General features: G+C 50.1%; 11 protein-coding genes and 4 pseudogenes. 13 read left to right on the plus strand and 2 right to left on the minus strand.

Going from position 1 to position 15667, the window contains the following annotated elements; all coding sequences use genetic code 11:
* The 4 genes from A2F46_RS12655 to argJ all read left to right on the plus strand — a co-directional run.
* On the plus strand, window positions 1-330 hold a 330-nt coding region (locus A2F46_RS12655), incomplete at its 5' end, for a phosphatidylcholine/phosphatidylserine synthase (RefSeq protein WP_369796336.1).
* Between the two features lies 1 nt (window position 331).
* Window positions 332-775 carry a DUF523 domain-containing protein gene (locus A2F46_RS10085; RefSeq protein WP_197457640.1) on the plus strand — a complete coding sequence of 148 codons (444 nt, stop codon included), beginning with the start codon at window positions 332-334 and terminating at the stop codon, window positions 773-775.
* Between the two features lie 30 nt (window positions 776-805).
* A complete protein-coding gene (locus A2F46_RS10090; protein WP_082783662.1) occupies window positions 806-1546 on the plus strand; it encodes a sulfite exporter TauE/SafE family protein in 741 nt (246 codons plus the stop codon).
* A 253-nt stretch (window positions 1547-1799) separates the two neighbouring features.
* The gene (gene argJ, locus A2F46_RS10095; RefSeq protein ID WP_066570088.1) at window positions 1800-3017 is read left to right on the plus strand and encodes a bifunctional glutamate N-acetyltransferase/amino-acid acetyltransferase ArgJ; all 1218 of its coding nucleotides are present in this window, start codon (window positions 1800-1802) and stop codon (window positions 3015-3017) included.
* Between the two features lie 136 nt (window positions 3018-3153).
* On the opposite strand, the gene A2F46_RS10100 is transcribed toward argJ, so the two are convergent.
* On the minus strand, window positions 3154-3519 hold the full coding sequence (locus A2F46_RS10100) for a RidA family protein (RefSeq protein ID WP_369796337.1): 366 nt from the start codon (window positions 3517-3519) through the stop codon (window positions 3154-3156).
* 102 nt (window positions 3520-3621) lie between these two features.
* Here A2F46_RS10100 and A2F46_RS10105 point away from each other — a divergent pair, with 102 nt between their 5' ends.
* Complete coding sequence (locus tag A2F46_RS10105) at window positions 3622-4110, plus strand: YbaK/EbsC family protein (RefSeq protein WP_066570030.1); 489 nt, start codon at window positions 3622-3624, stop codon at window positions 4108-4110.
* Between the two features lie 190 nt (window positions 4111-4300).
* Window positions 4301-6490, plus strand: a complete 2190-nt coding sequence (locus A2F46_RS10110) for a malate synthase G (RefSeq protein WP_066570033.1) — start codon at window positions 4301-4303, stop codon at window positions 6488-6490.
* Window positions 6491-6572: 82 nt separating this feature from the next.
* Here the strand turns inward: A2F46_RS10110 and A2F46_RS10115 are convergent.
* Window positions 6573-7732: pseudogene (locus A2F46_RS10115) on the minus strand (class I SAM-dependent methyltransferase).
* A gap of 285 nt (window positions 7733-8017) precedes the next feature.
* On the opposite strand from A2F46_RS10115, the gene mraZ reads away from it, so the two are divergent.
* The 7 genes and pseudogenes from mraZ (at window position 8018) to mraY (ending at window position 15649) form a co-directional block, all read left to right on the plus strand.
* Window positions 8018-8473, plus strand: coding sequence for a division/cell wall cluster transcriptional repressor MraZ (gene mraZ, locus A2F46_RS10120; protein ID WP_066570091.1), 456 nt, complete (start codon window positions 8018-8020; stop codon window positions 8471-8473).
* An 8-nt stretch (window positions 8474-8481) separates the two neighbouring features.
* A complete protein-coding gene (gene rsmH / locus A2F46_RS10125; protein ID WP_066570094.1) occupies window positions 8482-9435 on the plus strand; it encodes a 16S rRNA (cytosine(1402)-N(4))-methyltransferase RsmH in 954 nt (317 codons plus the stop codon).
* Window positions 9428-9691 carry a cell division protein FtsL gene (gene ftsL, locus A2F46_RS10130; protein WP_066570036.1) on the plus strand — a complete coding sequence of 88 codons (264 nt, stop codon included), beginning with the start codon at window positions 9428-9430 and terminating at the stop codon, window positions 9689-9691. The genes rsmH and ftsL overlap by 8 nt, the downstream gene beginning before the upstream one ends.
* Before the next feature lie 49 nt (window positions 9692-9740).
* The gene (locus tag A2F46_RS10135) at window positions 9741-11492 is read left to right on the plus strand and encodes a penicillin-binding protein 2 (protein WP_066570044.1); all 1752 of its coding nucleotides are present in this window, start codon (window positions 9741-9743) and stop codon (window positions 11490-11492) included.
* A 74-nt stretch (window positions 11493-11566) separates the two neighbouring features.
* Window positions 11567-13065 (plus strand): annotated as a pseudogene (locus tag A2F46_RS10140) (UDP-N-acetylmuramoyl-L-alanyl-D-glutamate--2,6-diaminopimelate ligase).
* Window positions 13066-13089: 24 nt separating this feature from the next.
* Window positions 13090-14450, plus strand: a pseudogene (gene murF / locus A2F46_RS10145) (UDP-N-acetylmuramoyl-tripeptide--D-alanyl-D-alanine ligase).
* Between the two features lie 115 nt (window positions 14451-14565).
* Window positions 14566-15649: pseudogene (mraY, locus tag A2F46_RS10150) on the plus strand (phospho-N-acetylmuramoyl-pentapeptide-transferase).
* Window positions 15650-15667: the final 18 nt, after the last annotated feature.

The following is a 15667-nucleotide window of genomic DNA, read 5'->3' on the forward strand; positions in this document are numbered from 1 at the left end:
CCCAGCCCCACTGCAGCTGCTTTGGTGATTGGCTTGATTTGGGTTGACCACAGCTTTGAGGCTTTGCCTTATGTGGGCTGGTTGTGTCTGGCGATTACACTTTTTGGCGGTTTATCGATGGTGGTACAGATTCCATTCTGGTCTTTCAAAGAAATCAATGTGCGGCGCAAAGTACCATTTTTCGTGATGATTTTGGCGGTGATTGGGTTACTGGTGGTGACTTGGCAGCCATCGGTGGTGCTGTTTGGATTTTTCCTATTGTATAGCTTGTCTGGCTATGTGATGTATGTATGGCGTTTGCTGCGTCGTCGAAACCAGCAGGCTGCCTGAAATGTCCAAGCCCATTGTGTTGGTCAGCGCTTGTTTGGCCGGACAAAAAGTCCGCTATGATGGTCGCGCATGTTTGTGTACCGAGTTGGGCGTGGAAGGTGATGTGCATCAGATAGCGTTTTGTCCGGAGATGGCTGCTGGGTTGCCTGTGCCGCGCCCGCCTGCTGAGATTCAAGGCGGAGATGGCGCTGCGGTGCTGGCAAGTAAGGCACGGGTGATTGATTTCCAGGGCACCGATGTCACAGAATTTTTTGTGCGGGGGGCGGAACAGGCTTTGGCAGTGGCTCAACAACATCAGGTTAAAGTGGCGATTCTCAAACAAAACAGCCCTTCCTGCGGTTGTGGACGGATCTATGAAGGTGATTTTTCAGGCAACTTGAAAAATGGGGATGGCGTGACGGCCGCGCTATTGCGGCAACATGGTATTAAAGTGGTGAGCCGTTAATCAAGGATTTAAGGACAGAAAAGAAGAGACATGTGGGATAGCACGTTGATTATTGCTTTATTGCTCATGGGTTGTGTGGCTGGTTTCTTGGCCGGATTGCTGGGCATTGGTGGCGGCATGGTGGTGGTACCCGTGGTGTTGTGGGTATTGCACCATTTGGCGCCCACCAACATGCACAGCCAGCAATTGGCACTGGGCACTTCGTTTGCAGTGATGAGTTTAACCATGTTGGCCAGCATGGTCGCGCAATATCGACGTCATAACATTCGCATGGATGTACTGCCCAAAATGGCGCCAGCACTGATTGGCGGCGCACTGTTGGGGGCATCGGTAACCCGGTTTTTACCCAGTCGTGGACTACAGTTGTTTTTCATTGTGTTTGCCTATGTGATGGCAGTACAGGCTTTAACCAATTACAAACCCAAAGCCACGCGCCATTTGCCTGATACGGCGGGGATGGCCGGTGCCGGTGGCGCCATTGGCTGTATTGCCAGCTGGGTGGGTGTGGGTGGTGGTGGCATGTTGGTGCCGTTTTTCCTGTATTGTAATGTGTCCATTCGACAGGCCATTGGCACCTCCACCGCTTTGGGGTGGTGTGTGGCCGTTACGGGCACACTGGGTTATGTGATGACCGGTTGGACGGTATCGGGTTTGCCTACAGGGTCGGTGGGCTTTTGTTATTGGCCTGTGGCGGCTGTCATGGCCCTGGCCACCGTCAGTTTGGCGCCGGTGGGTGTGCGGGTTGGCAGCGGATGTCACAAAATGTATTGAAAAAAATATTTGGCTTATTCATGTTGGTGGTGGCTACACAAACGCTTTATCACTGGCTGCGCTAGCCTGGTGCGAAGTGGTTAATGCGATTCCTGGTGGGCGTGAGTGACACTGTATATCTTTAGCCGCATGTGTACCGCCGAAGCATAGGATATTCTGAGTGGTAGATGGCGTTGGGCTAAGATGTTAACCAGATTGGGTGGATCAGGACGATGTGCCAATGGGTTGGTGGCATAAAATCAGGGAGCATAAAATGGCAGTGAATTTAAATACCCCGACAGACGATCAGATTGTATCGATTGATGGGGCACAGGTATTTGTGGGCCAAGCCGGCATCAAAAAAGCAGGGCATGATGACGTGACGCTGATTGTATTTAATGGTAACAACAGTGTGGGCGCCGTGTTCACCCAAAATCGATTTTGTGCGGCACCGGTGCAAATTGCGAAGCAGCATTTGGCGGCTGATTTGGGTATTCGCGCTTTGGTTATCAATACTGGCAATGCCAATGCGGGTACCGGCCAACGTGGACGTAATGATGCCGAATTGACGTGCCAGATGGTGGCACGTCAGATTGGGTGTCAGCCTGAACAGGTGTTGCCATTTTCAACGGGCGTCATTCTGGAGCCATTGCCTGTAGAAAAAATTGTAGCGGCGCTGCCGAAAGTACGGCCAGTGCATTGGACGCAGGCTGCGGCTGCCATCATGACCACCGATACACTGCCTAAAGCGGCCAGCCGCACCTTGCAAATAGAAGGTGAAACCATTGAGTTTACCGGTATTGCCAAAGGTTCTGGCATGATTCACCCCAATATGGCGACCATGTTGAGTTTTATTGCTACCGATGCAGCCATTGCCCAGCCTGTGTTACAGCAAATGGTGGCCGAGGTGGCGCAAACCTCATTCAATTCCATCACTGTGGATGGCGATACCAGTACCAACGATAGTTTTGTGGTGGTGGCCACTGGCAAAACCAAGCTAGGTAAAATCAGTGCCATATCCGATAAAAATTATGTGGCGGTTAAGGCAGTATTGGCAGATCTGGCGCTGGAGTTGGCACAAGCCATTGTGCGCGATGGCGAGGGCGCGAGCAAATTCATCACCGTACACACGAAAAATGCGCTGACGGTTGAAGAAGCGCGCCAAGTGGGCTATACCATTGCCCGATCACCATTGGTGAAAACCGCGTTTTATGCCAGTGACCCGAATTTAGGGCGCATTTTGTGTGCCATTGGTTATGCTGGCATTGCGGATTTGGACGTAAATGCATTGAAAGTGTATTTGGGAGATGTATTGGTGGCGGAACGTGGTGGTCGCGCCGATAGCTATACTGAAGAAGCAGGCCAACGTGTGATGGCAGAGCCGGAAATTACCATCACGGTGGATTTGCAGCGTGGCGACGCGCAAGCGCGCATTTATACTTGTGATTTATCTAAAGAGTATGTGTCCATCAATGCCGATTATCGCAGCTGAGTAGGTGTGCTGTTTTGATTAACCATGAATAAACCCGGTTGTGATAACCGGGTTTTTGGATTTCAGGCAGCCTGAAACGAGGGATAATTTGAACACATAGATGGCCGCAGTGAATGTGTTCAATGGCGTGTGGTGGTTAAGGCTGAGTCGATTTTTGTACGGCTGTTAGTTTGATTTCGACTTTCCATTTGGGATTGGCCAGCGTTGCCTGGACACAGGCGCGAGCTGGGGTTTTTCCCGGCACTACCCAAGCATCCCAGGCTTGATTCAAACCGTTGTAATCAGCCAAATTGGGTAAGTAAATCACCACTTCACAGATGTGCGCTTTATCGGAATCACAGGCCGCCAAAATAGTGTCAATTTGAGCCAGCACATTTTCGGTCTGCGCGGTGATGCCATCATCTTCGTTGGTCGGAACTTGGCCAGCCAAAAACACCAAGCCTTGGGCGATGGTGGCTTCAGACAAACGACTGCCGCTTTGGTAATGTTGGATACTCATCATGTTCCTCATGGTGTGGTGGTAAAGCGGTATGTTAACATGAGATTAAGTCATTTTTGGTGGCTTTTGATAATATTAAAATCAATCACTTAAATCTATAATGTTATGAGTAAAAATAAATTTCCAGTCACCCCCGCCATTCGTTTTTTGCGTGCTCATGACGTGGTGTTTGAACCACGCGAGTATCCCTATGTGGCGCATGGTGGCACGGCGCAATCAGCTGTGTGTTTGGGCGTAGATGAGCATGCTGTCATTAAGACCATTGTGCTGCAAAATGAGCACAAACAGGGCTTAATTGTGTTGATGCATGGGGATAAACACATCTCCACGCGGCAGCTGGCCCGTGATTTGGACATGAAACACATCGAACCAGCCAGCCCCGAGCAAGCCAACAAATGGACCGGTTATTTGGTAGGCGGCACCAGCCCTTTTGGTAATAAGGCTGGGTTGCCTGTGTATGTGGAAGCCACCATCTATGATTTGCCTGAGATTTACATCAATGGCGGCAAGCGTGGTTTTCTGGTGGCGATGGCGCCCCAGGGCTTACAATCACTTCAGCCGCAAAGCGTGCATGTGGCCACAGACGTGGCATAGTCATTCGATTTTTGGGTGGAAGCAAACGCATCAGGCAGTGCATTTTCAGATGTCGATTTGATGTAACTGGTGTATAACTACACAAGACTACATTTTTGTGATAGCGTTTCAGGCAGCCTGTGGTTATATGCCTCAGCGCTTTCAAGGTAATGCCGAATCCATAAAAAAATAAGACTTAGAAGTGAGGAATATGATGGCCAGCTATATAACTGCCGCTCAATTGCAAGTAGACAAGACTTTATATGATTTTGTTGCCAACGTGGTTTTGGCTGAGCACCCCAATAAAAATCTCAGTGCCGAAAGTTTTTGGCAAGGGTTCAGTGATTTGGTGCATGCCTTTGCGCCGCGTAATCAGGCTTTATTGGCCAAGCGCGATGCCATTCAGGCAAAAATGGATGCTTGGCATCAAGCCCATCCGGGTGCCAATACTGATTTAGTCGCCTACAAAGCGTATTTGAAAGAGATTGGCTATTTGGTTGATGCTCCAGCCGATTTTCACATTACCACGCAAAATGTGGACCGTGAAATTGCGGAACAAGCGGGACCGCAGCTGGTGGTGCCCATCATGAATGCGCGCTATGCTTTGAATGCGGCCAATGCTCGTTGGGGCAGCTTGTATGATGCGCTGTATGGCACGGATGTGATTGCCCATGAAGGCGATTTGGCCCCTGGTAACGGTTACAATGCTCAGCGCGGCGACGCAGTCATTGCGTTCGCACGTCAATTTTTGGATCAAAGCATCCCTTTGGTGGCAGGTAGTCACAAAGATGCCATCGCTTATCAAGTGATCGCAGGCCAAGTTCAGGCAACTTTAAAAGAAGGTCGCAAAGTGGGGTTACATAGCCCTGAACTGTTTGTGGGGTACAGCGGCGATGCCGATGCACCCACTGCCTTGCTGTTTCTGCAAAATGGTTTGCATTTTGATGTGCAAATCGACAAAACCAGTGCCATCGGTCAACAAGATCCAGCCGGCATTAAAGATGTGATTATGGAAGCTGCGCTGTCGACGATTATGGACTGTGAAGACTCCGTTGCTGCTGTTGATGGCGAAGACAAGACTTTGGTCTATGAAAACTGGTATGGCTTGATGACCGGTACGTTGCAAGAAGAAGTACGTAAAGGCGATAAACTATTTGTACGCAAATTAAATGCTGATCGGGTATACATCAAGCCTGATGGCCGTACCCAATTTAAACTACCCGGCCGCTCTTTGTTGTTTATTCGTAATGTTGGTCATTTGATGACCACGCCGGCTGTATTGGATCAACATGGCCACGAAATCCCAGAAGGCATTTTGGATGGGGTGATGACAGCGTTGATTGCACCTTTTGATCTCACTCGCAGTGAGAACACCAACAGCCGTTCTGGTAGTGTTTATATTGTTAAACCCAAAATGCATGGCCCTGAAGAAGCGGCATTCGCCAATGACTTATTTGGTGCGATTGAAGATTTGACATTGCTGCCGCGAAATACCTTGAAAATGGGCATCATGGATGAAGAGCGGCGTACTTCCGTGAATCTCAAAGCGTGCATTCAGGCAGCCCAAGAGCGCGTGGTGTTTATTAATACGGGCTTTTTGGATCGCACTGGTGATGAAATTCACACGGCGATGCAAGCGGGCCCCATGGTGCGTAAAGGCGACATGAAGGCCAGCAAATGGATTGCCGCCTATGAGCGCAATAATGTACAGGCAGGGCTAGCGTGTGGTCTGCCTGGCAAAGCTCAAATTGGTAAAGGCATGTGGGCCATGCCGGATTTAATGGCAGAAATGCTGAAACAGAAAATTGCCCACCCCAAGTCTGGTGCCACTACGGCTTGGGTGCCATCGCCTACCGCTGCTACGTTGCACAGCTTACATTATCACCAAGTGAATGTATTTGAAGTACAAAAGCAGTTGGCTGATGATCGCGCTGATTTATTGGCTGATTTGCTGACTATCCCGGTGGCGGTCAATCCGTCATGGACGCCGATGGAAATTCAACAAGAACTGGACAATAATTGCCAAGGTATACTGGGCTATGTTGTCCGTTGGGTGGACCAAGGTATTGGCTGCTCGAAAGTGCCCGATATTCACAACATTGGGCTGATGGAGGATCGTGCTACGTTGCGTATTTCCAGCCAACACATCGCTAATTGGCTGGTGCATGGCATTGTGACTGAGGCGCAGGTCAAAGAAACCCTCAGTCGCATGGCAGCGATGGTTGATAGTCAAAATGCCGCCGATACCCATTATGAACCGATGGCGGGGCATGAGACCACATCATGCGCCTTTCGCGCTGCCAGTGATTTGATTTTTAAAGGGACAGAGCAACCCAATGGCTACACAGAGCCCTTATTGCATCATTGGCGTCGAGTGAAAAAGGGCGAATTATCTGCTTAAGTTGGACTTTGGTATATGAAAGTCTTTCAGGCCGCTTAATTGGCCTGAAAGGCTTTTTTATTTCAATGATGGGTCTTTGTGTTTAGAGCTTATGGCATAAATCACCAACACGAAAGCCCAGCCAATCCACATCGATATTTTTACCCAAAGCCATCACTTTAAATAGCTCGCCCATTTCGTGTTGGTCTAAAAGCATGTGGCAAGCAGCGGCTGCCTGAATGTAGGCCGTGCTTTCTGGTTTTCCTGTCTGTGCGAGTAATTCCGTAATGCCTAAATTGAGCAGGAAATACGCCTGCGTGGTGTAGCCGATTAAATCCAAACCATGGTCCACGCCGGCATCGGCGATGCGAGTGAAATTAACGTGTGCGGTGAGGTCAGTAAGCCAGGTAGGAAGAAGGGATCATGAATGGAGTGGTGGTGGTAATGGCCAATCAAGGTGCCTTCGTTGCGCTGTGGGTGATAATACTGAGCAGCGTCGAAGCCATAGTCGATCCAAATCATGGCACCTCGCGTGAGTTTTTGCGCCAGCGTGGACACAAAAGCATATTGGCGAGGATGCAATTCGGACCGATAAGCAGCGCCAGTATCAGGAAAAGTATTGAGTACTTCGAACACAGCAGGTGCAGCCGTTTCTGGTTGGCCTTGCCATTGCAATCCTGTGTTGTTTAATGTGACCCCCATGCGGTGAACTTGTTCGCCCATTCGCTCATAAATTTCTACGGGCATGGCATCCAAAACTTCATTGCCAATCACAATCCCATCCATACTTTCAGGCAGCCGGTTTAAATGCACTACTTTATCTGCCCATTGCGGCAGGAGTGTTGCAATCCGCTCTTTTTGGCGCAGTGCCAATTCGGCCGATATTTCAATAATGCAGTATTGGTGAACTGCCTCCGGGGGCAGTGATGACAAAATTGTGGCGGCTAAATCCCCAGTGCCTGCGCCAAACTCATAAATTACCCCTGCGGTTTGCGGCAATAATGACAATAGCTGCCGTGCTAAAGCTTGACCAAACAGCGGTGTGAGCGTGGGTGCAGTGACAAAATCGCCGCCGAGCCCAAATTTTTGTGTTCCACCACTGTAATAGCCCCACTGTGGTTGATACAAAGCCATGTCCATGTACTGTGAAAACGGCAGCCAGCCTTGGTGAAGGTCGAGGGCAGTGGCGATTTCACGAAGCAAACACTCACTACTGGCCAAAGCAGCTGATGAAGGCTGGGGTAAAGCGGGTGTTTGCGACATGATGTTTTTCCGAAGCTGAAAGCCTGCATTATAAACGGCTGTTTCCGAATAGGTGCTGCTTTAACAGGATGACAAGATGGTTCTTCACAAAATATGACATGAAGTTTTGGTCATTCAAATCGTTGCATTCCGATAAGTCTCTGTCTTGAAAATGCATTTTAGAGTTTGGCGTTTACAGGAAATGACAAATCTCATTGACCCATTGACAAAACTTGCCTATAGTGTGGGCATGTGGGGCAAAGTGTCGAAAAGTGGGCGATAAATCCTAGTTGAAGGAGCAATGTGGTGTTTGGTGGCGCATACGAGTTGACCATAGACAGCAAAGGGCGTTTGGCTATTCCTGCCAAATTCAGAGAGCTGCTGGCGCGCCATTTTTCTCCTTTTCTGGTGGCCACTTTGGAAAAACGGACGCACTTGCTGCTCTATCCAGAACCGCAGTGGCGAAATGTCGAAACACAATTGCTGCAATTGCCAGTGGCGGGAAATAAAGTATTACAGGCCTATCAGAATTTGCTTTTGCACAACGCCGATACTTTGGAATTGGATGGCTCTGGTCGAATCTTGTTGCCTCAGAATTTGCGCCGATTGGTTGAGTTCGATAAAGAAGTTTATGTGGTGGGCAGGGCTAATCGCATCGAAGTGTGGGGTAGGGCACTTTGGGAAGATCAAAACAATGCGGCGCTGGACATGGATGAAGACATGTTGGCGATTGAATTGAGTAAAACACAGCTACAGCTATGAGTAATGAGATGACCCAGCAGAAGCACATCACGGTTTTACTGCATGAGGCTGTAGCAGGTTTGCAGGTGCAGGCCAATGGTGTTTATGTGGATGGCACGTTTGGTCGTGGCGGCCACTCACGATTGATTTTGTCGCAGCTGGGTGGACACGGTCGCTTGATTGTATTTGATAAAGATCCGCAAGCCATTGCGGTGGCCAATCAGCTGTCAGCAGCGGATGCTCGAATTACTGTGGTGCATGATGGCTTTGCTACTTTGGATGTTGCTTTGGCTCGCCTGGGAGTAGAGGCAATTGATGGCGCTTTGTTTGATTTGGGTATCTCATCGCCGCAAATTGATGAAGCAGCACGCGGTTTCAGTTTTCGATTTGATGCGCCTTTGGATATGCGCATGGACACTACCCGAGGCTTATCGGCGGCACAGTGGTTGGCCGAAGCTGATGAAAACGACATACATGAGGTGATTAAAAATTATGGTGAAGAGCGGTTTAGTCGCCAGATTGCGCGCACCATTGTGGCGCGGCGAGTTGAGTCGCCCATTGCTACAACCGGCCAGCTGGCGCGGCTTGTGGCACAAGTCGTCCATACTCGCGAGCGCGGTCAAGACCCAGCAACGCGTACCTTCCAAGCCATTCGCATCTTCATTAACCGCGAATTGGAAGAAATAGCATCGGTTTTGCCGCAGGCGGTTGAACACTTGAAAGTTGGCGGACGGTTGGCCGTGATTGCCTTCCACTCGTTGGAAGACCGAATTGTGAAACAATTTATGCATTTGCACAGTAAACCCAAACCATTGCCACGCTGGGCGGTGGTGAAAGAGTCGGAACGACCGCAACCGCCGTTGTGTTTGGTGGGTAAAGCGCAAAAACCGAATGCAGAAGAAATAGCCGCCAATCCACGCGCACGCTCTGCTGTTTTGCGAGTCGCTGAACGCACAACGGGTGCATGGGCAGAACATGAATAAATTAAATGTATTTTTATTGGTGCTGGTGCTGGTGTCGGCTTTTGCAGTGGTAACCGTGCAAGATCGTTCGCGCCAGTATTTTATTGTTTTGGATAAAGCGCAAAAAGGTGAAGGGGTTTTGAACGATGATTACAGTCGTTTGAAAATCACCCAGGCGAAATTGGCCAACCATCAGTTTATCCAGCAATCGGCAGCCGAGCAGCAATTGCAGCCACCAACTTTGGCACAGACGCAAATGTTGGTGGTGAAACCGTAACACCCAATCAGGCTGCCTGAAATAGGCCAATAGAGCCATTGGAATAATTATGTTGATTAAAAACGATTACAAACCGCGTATGGTAACCCGGCAGGTCAAGCAAGCCAAGCCGGTGACCACCAATGGCCGTATTGTATTGGTATTGGGGGCTTTGGCCTCAGCATTTGCATTGCTAGTAGGACGTGGCGTGTATTTGCAGACAGAACAGCATGCCTTCTTGAAAGAACAAGGTGATCAGCGTTTTGTGCGCACCATTCCGTTGGTAGCCAAAAGAGGGACGGTTACGGATCGCAATGGTTCCGTGTTGGCAATGAGTGCGCCTGCTGACTCACTCTATGCGATTCCTTCTGCTATGACGCAACTGCCGAGCGATGCACAATTACAGCAATTATCAACACTGATTGATGTGCCTATAGATACCCTTAAATCGCGCATGAGTGGCAAAAGCCGAGAATTTGTGTACTTGAAGCGGCAATTACCTCCCGAAGTGGCGCAGCAAGTAACGGCGTTGGGCATTAAAGGTTTGGCTTTCCAGCATGAAAGCAAGCGTCATTACCCCATGGGCGATTTGTTTGCCCACATCATTGGGTTTACCAATATCGATGGTAAAGGCCAAGAAGGGTTGGAATTGTCGCAGGAAACTATATTGCATGGACGGGATGGCGGTAAAGTTGTGCTGCGCGACAACAAAGGCAATATTGTGGACAGCATGGATTCGCCGCGCAATCAACCGCCAGTTAATGGTAAGGACATGGTGTTGTCTCTGGATCAGCGTATTCAGTCTTTGGCCTATGAATCTCTGAATCAAGCCATGCAAAAACACCAAGCCAGTGCCGGTTCTGTGGTGGTATTGGATGGCAAAACTGGGGAAATTTTGGCGATGGTCAATTCCCCCACTTATGACCCCAATAACCCGGGTGCCGCAGACAGCGATCATCGGCGCAACCGTGCTGTAACCGATATGTTGGAGCCGGGCAGCGCCATGAAGCCTTTCGCCATTGCCAAAGCCATTAACGAAGGTAAAGTGAAACCCACTACTTGGTTTAACACCTTGTCGTATAAAATTGGGCCCGCGACCGTGCGTGATACCCATGATTACCCTTCTTTGGATGTGCGTGGCATTATTCAGAAATCGTCTAATGTGGGCACCAGTAAAATTTCCGCCATGTTTACGCCGGAGCAGATGTATGATTTTTATACTTCAGTGGGCTTTGGGCGGCGCATGCACTCTGGTTTCCCGGGTGAAACCACGGGATTGGTGCGGGATTGGCATAATTGGCGCCCGATTGAGCAAGCAACCATGTCATTTGGTTATGGTATTCAAGTCAGCTTGTTGCAATTGGCTCGGGCTTATACTATTTTTACCAATGATGGTGAATTGTTGCCGGTGAGCTTCTTGAAACTGAATACGCAGCCACAAGGCATGCCCATTATCAACCCATCAGCAGCCCAAGCCATTCGCCATATGATGATTGCGGTTACCGAACCGGGCGGTACTGGGCAACAAGGGGCGATTGATGGATTTGACGTGGCCGCCAAAACCGGTACGGCACGGATGTTGGTGGATGGCCGCTATTCCGAGAGCAAACACATGGCGACATTTATTGGATTTGCCCCAGCCGATAATCCCCGTGTCATTGTGGCGGTGAATATTCAAAACCCCACTGCCAACGGGTATTATGGTGGTGTGGTATCTGGCCCTGTGTTTCATGATGTGATGGCGCAAACTTTGAACGTATTGGGTGTTGCCCCTACCAAACCGTTCAAACAAGCCAAAACCGAACACGTGGCCACACGTTGATTGCTTCAGGCAGCCTTTATGAGCAGGCTGCCTGAAACCCCATTTGATTTTGATTCAATGAGACTGAATCCGCCATGTTTTCACATCAACAGCCCCTTGCTGATTTCATTTTGCCCACTGACGTTTTGGCTCAAGTGGCGGGCCGTACACTGCATGTAGACAGTCGCCAGGTTAAACCTGGTGATGTTTTTGTGGCGTGCCAAGGGGAATACACAGACGGGCGCCAATACATTTCAGCAGCCATCAATAATGGGGCTGCTTTTGTGTTTTGGGATCGTGACAATGATTATGAGTGGCCAGCAGATGAGTCGGTGCCCAATTTGGGCGTGGCCGATTTGCGTCGTCGTGCAGGCTTAGTGGCGGCGGCTTGTTATGGTTACCCTGGTAATCAGCTCACTGTTTGGGGCGTGACCGGTACCAATGGTAAGACTTCGGTTAGCCAGTGGCTGGCGCAAGCGGCGGATTTGTTGTGTCAACCCTGTGCCATCATGGGTACCGTGGGAAATGGTTATTGGCAACATTTGCAGGCCAGCGCCAATACCACGATGGATGCGGTATCCAATCAGACATGGCTGCGTCATTTTCTGACCGATGGTGCGCGCATCGTTTCGATGGAGGTGTCTAGTCATGGATTGGATCAAAGTCGAGTGGTCGGCGTACCCTTTACAACGGCGGTGTTCACCAATCTGACACGGGATCATTTGGATTACCATGGTGACATGGCTCATTATGGTGCGTGCAAAGCCAAATTGTTTTATTGGGATGGTTTGCAGCACGCCATCATCAATGTGGATGATGAATTTGGCCAAACCTTGGCTGAAAAAGTGCGGGCGGGTACTTTATCCACCGCGGTCTATGGCTATGGGTTTAGTGATGAGGCGGATATCCGGATTGATGCTTTTCAGGCATCACCCACGGGTATGCAGGTGCATTTGGACACCCCTTGGGGCTGTGGTGTGGTGCATACACATCTGTTGGGGCGGTTTAATGCCCAAAATTTAGCCGCTTGCGTGGGCGTGTTGTGTGCTCATGGATTTGGTTTTGAAGAAGTGCTGCGGGTATTGGCACAAATTCGTCCCGCTACAGGTCGTATGGATTGCATCATGGGCGATCACCAACCGTTGGTGGTGGTGGATTATGCGCATACACCCGATGCCTTAGAAAAAGCATTGGCTACGTTGCAGGAAATCAAACCCCATAATGGCCGATTGTGGTGTGTATTTGGCTGCGGCGGTAACCGCGATCGTGGCAAACGCCCGTTAATGGGTGCAGCTGCTGTAGCCGGTGCTGATTGTGTGGTGGTGACCAGTGACAATCCGCGTATGGAAGAGCCGCAAAGCATCATTCAAGATATTTTGCCTGCGGTACCGACGCCTGAGTTAATTGAGCCCGATCGGCCCGCGCCATTGAATACACAGTTACCCATGCAGATGAGCACGACATAGTGCTGATTGCCGGCAAAGGACATGAAACCTACCAGGATGTGGGCGGTGAAAAGCATCATTTTTCTGATTTTGAAGTGGCGAGGGCCGCTTTGGCGCAACGAGCATCGGCATTATCCAGCGGCCACTAAGGCTGCCTGAAAGAGATTGAGATCATGGCACAATTGGACTTGGCCTTTATTTATCAAACATTTGGTACAGCGCTGAACTTAGCCAATGCACCAGTCAAACGCGTGGTCATCGATAGTCGCGACATACGGCCAGGTGATGTATTTGTGGCGCTCAAGGGTGAGCGGTTTGATGCGCATGATTTTGTCGATGAAGTCATCGCTCAAGGTGCTGCTTTGTGTTTGGTAAGTAGGGCGGATTGCCTCACCAAAGCTCGGTGCCTTCCTGTGGACGATACTGAAAAAGCTTGGGTCAATTGGCCCGTGCTTGGCGTTTGGCGGTAAATCCAGCGCTCACCGTTTTTGGCATCACAGGCTCGGCCGGCAAAACCACGGTGAAAGAAATGCTGGCGTGTATTTTGCGTGATTTTGCTGGTAGCGATGCGGTGTTGGCCACTGCAGGCAACTTCAATAACCACATCGGTCTGCCTTTGACCTTGTTAAAATTGGAATCACAGCATCGGTTTGCGGTGATTGAGATGGGCATGAGCCACTTTGGCGAGCTGGCTTATTTAACTCGTTTGGCTTGCCCAGATTTTGCTTTGGTCAACAACGCTTTGCGCGCGCACGTGGGCTGTGGATTTGATGGCGTGGCCGATATTGCTCGGGCCAAAAGTGAAATCTATCAAGGCCTAGACACCCAGGGTATGGGTTTCGTGCCTGTTGATGACAGTCAAGCCAGTTTGTTTCAGGCAGCCTTGACGGGTCATCGCAGTCAAACTTTTGGGGTAGAGCAGGGGACGGTTCATGCCAGTAATATTGAATTGGCGCCTTTAAGCGTCGCATTTGATTTGTGTGCCCCAGAAGGCATGATACGGGTATCGCTACCGGTGCCTGGGCGACACATGGTGCACAACGCCGTGGCCGCTGCTGCGCTGGCTTTGGCCGCTGCTGTTCCTTTGGTCGACATTGCGCATGCGTTGGCACATTTTGCCAATGCGAAAGGGCGTTTGCAGCAAAAACACAGTATTCATGGGGCCTTGGTGATTGATGATACTTACAATGCCAATCCCGATGCCTATAAAGCCGCCATTGATGTATTGGCAGCCTTTGCACCACCTCGGGTGTTGGTGATGGGCGCGATTGGCGAATTGGGGGATAATGCCCCCGCCTTGCACGCCGAAGTGGGCGCCTATGCCAAAGCGCGCGGTATTGACACGGCTTTATTTGTGGGGGATGACGCGCGTTATGCGGCTGAAGCCTATGGTGCCGACAGAGCCTATTTTTCAGATAAAAAATCGCTGATTATGGCTTTGGCTGATGTGGATCATGCGGGTGCCACTATTTTGGTGAAAGGGTCGCGATTCATGAAAATGGAAGAAATAGTGGCCGCGTTGGTGTCGCAATAAGCATCGCTAATTGGGGCATAAATCCTTAAAATACGCATTTTGCTTTCAGACAGCCTGAAAGCCTGTTACCAATCGACAACCGTTGCGGCCGGGTGGCCGCTACAAGGAAAACAACATGTTATTGTGGTTAGCCGAATTGTTTCATTACTGGGTCAGCGGTTTTCATTTGTTCCAGTACACCACGTTTCGTGCGGTGATGGCTGCCTTAACCTCGTTGGCATTTAGCCTGATGCTGGGGCCGTGGACCATTCGTAAATTAACTGAACTCAAAGTCGGGCAGGCGGTTCGTCGCGATGGCCCGCAAACGCATTTGGTGAAAACCGGCACCCCCACGATGGGGGGGACGTTGATTTTGATGGCGATTACGGTGTCCACATTACTGTGGGCCAATCTGGCCAATCCTTATGTATGGATTTTGTTGGCGGTGATGCTCAGTACCGGCGCTTTGGGCTTTTATGACGACTGGAAAAAAGTGGTTTATAAAGACCCGCATGGGGTGTCAGCTAAGTTCAAAATGGTGTGGCAGTCTGCCGTGGCTTTGGCCGCTGGTTTGTTTTTGTTTTTTGTGGCGCATTTGTCGAATACCACCACGTTTATCGTGCCTTTCTTCAAAGAAATTGCCTACCCTTTGGGTGCGGCGGGTTTTGTGGTGCTGACCTATTTTGTGATTGTGGGCACATCCAATGCGGTCAATCTTACCGATGGTAGATGGGTTGGCGGCTTTGCCGGTGGTATTGGTGTCTGGCGGGTTGGCCATTTTTGCGTATGCCAGCGGCCATGCTGAATTTGCGCGTTACCTGCAGTTGCCGCACGTGATCGGGGCCAATGAGGTGGTGGTATTTTGCGCCGCCATGTGTGGTGCTTGTTTGGGTTTTCTGTGGTTTAACGCTTACCCGGCCCAGGTATTTATGGGTGATGTGGGGGCGTTGGCCTTGGGTGCTGCCTTGGGTACGGTGGCGGTGATTGTGCGCCAAGAAATCGTATTGGTGATTATGGGGGGGTTGTTTGTGGTGGAGGCCTTGTCGGTGATGCTGCAAGTAGGCTCGTACAAAACCCGTCATAAACGCATTTTCTTGATGGCACCGATACACCATCACTTCGAACAAAAAGGCTGGAAAGAAACGCAGGTGGTGGTGCGTTTTTGGATCATTACCATGATTTTGGTTTTGGTGGGTTTGAGCTCATTGAAAATCCGCTAAAGCGTCATACGGGCAGCA

Source organism: Snodgrassella sp. CFCC 13594 (assembly GCF_001590725.1).
GTDB lineage: Bacteria > Pseudomonadota > Gammaproteobacteria > Burkholderiales > Neisseriaceae > Snodgrassella.

Bases quoted from the DNA above. Each gene is read 5' to 3' on its own strand.
- A2F46_RS10085 (WP_197457640.1), top strand. From the start codon at position 332: ATGTCCAAGCCCATTGTGTTGGTCAGCGCTTGTTTGGCCGGACAAAAA.
- A2F46_RS10090 (WP_082783662.1), top strand. From the start codon at position 806: ATGTGGGATAGCACGTTGATTATTGCTTTATTGCTCATGGGTTGTGTG.
- argJ (WP_066570088.1), top strand. From the start codon at position 1,800: ATGGCAGTGAATTTAAATACCCCGACAGACGATCAGATTGTATCGATT.
- A2F46_RS10100 (WP_369796337.1), bottom strand. From the start codon at position 3,519: ATGATGAGTATCCAACATTACCAAAGCGGCAGTCGTTTGTCTGAAGCC.
- A2F46_RS10105 (WP_066570030.1), top strand. From the start codon at position 3,622: ATGAGTAAAAATAAATTTCCAGTCACCCCCGCCATTCGTTTTTTGCGT.
- A2F46_RS10110 (WP_066570033.1), top strand. From the start codon at position 4,301: ATGATGGCCAGCTATATAACTGCCGCTCAATTGCAAGTAGACAAGACT.
- rsmH (WP_066570094.1), top strand. From the start codon at position 8,482: ATGACCCAGCAGAAGCACATCACGGTTTTACTGCATGAGGCTGTAGCA.
- ftsL (WP_066570036.1), top strand. From the start codon at position 9,428: ATGAATAAATTAAATGTATTTTTATTGGTGCTGGTGCTGGTGTCGGCT.
- A2F46_RS10135 (WP_066570044.1), top strand. From the start codon at position 9,741: ATGTTGATTAAAAACGATTACAAACCGCGTATGGTAACCCGGCAGGTC.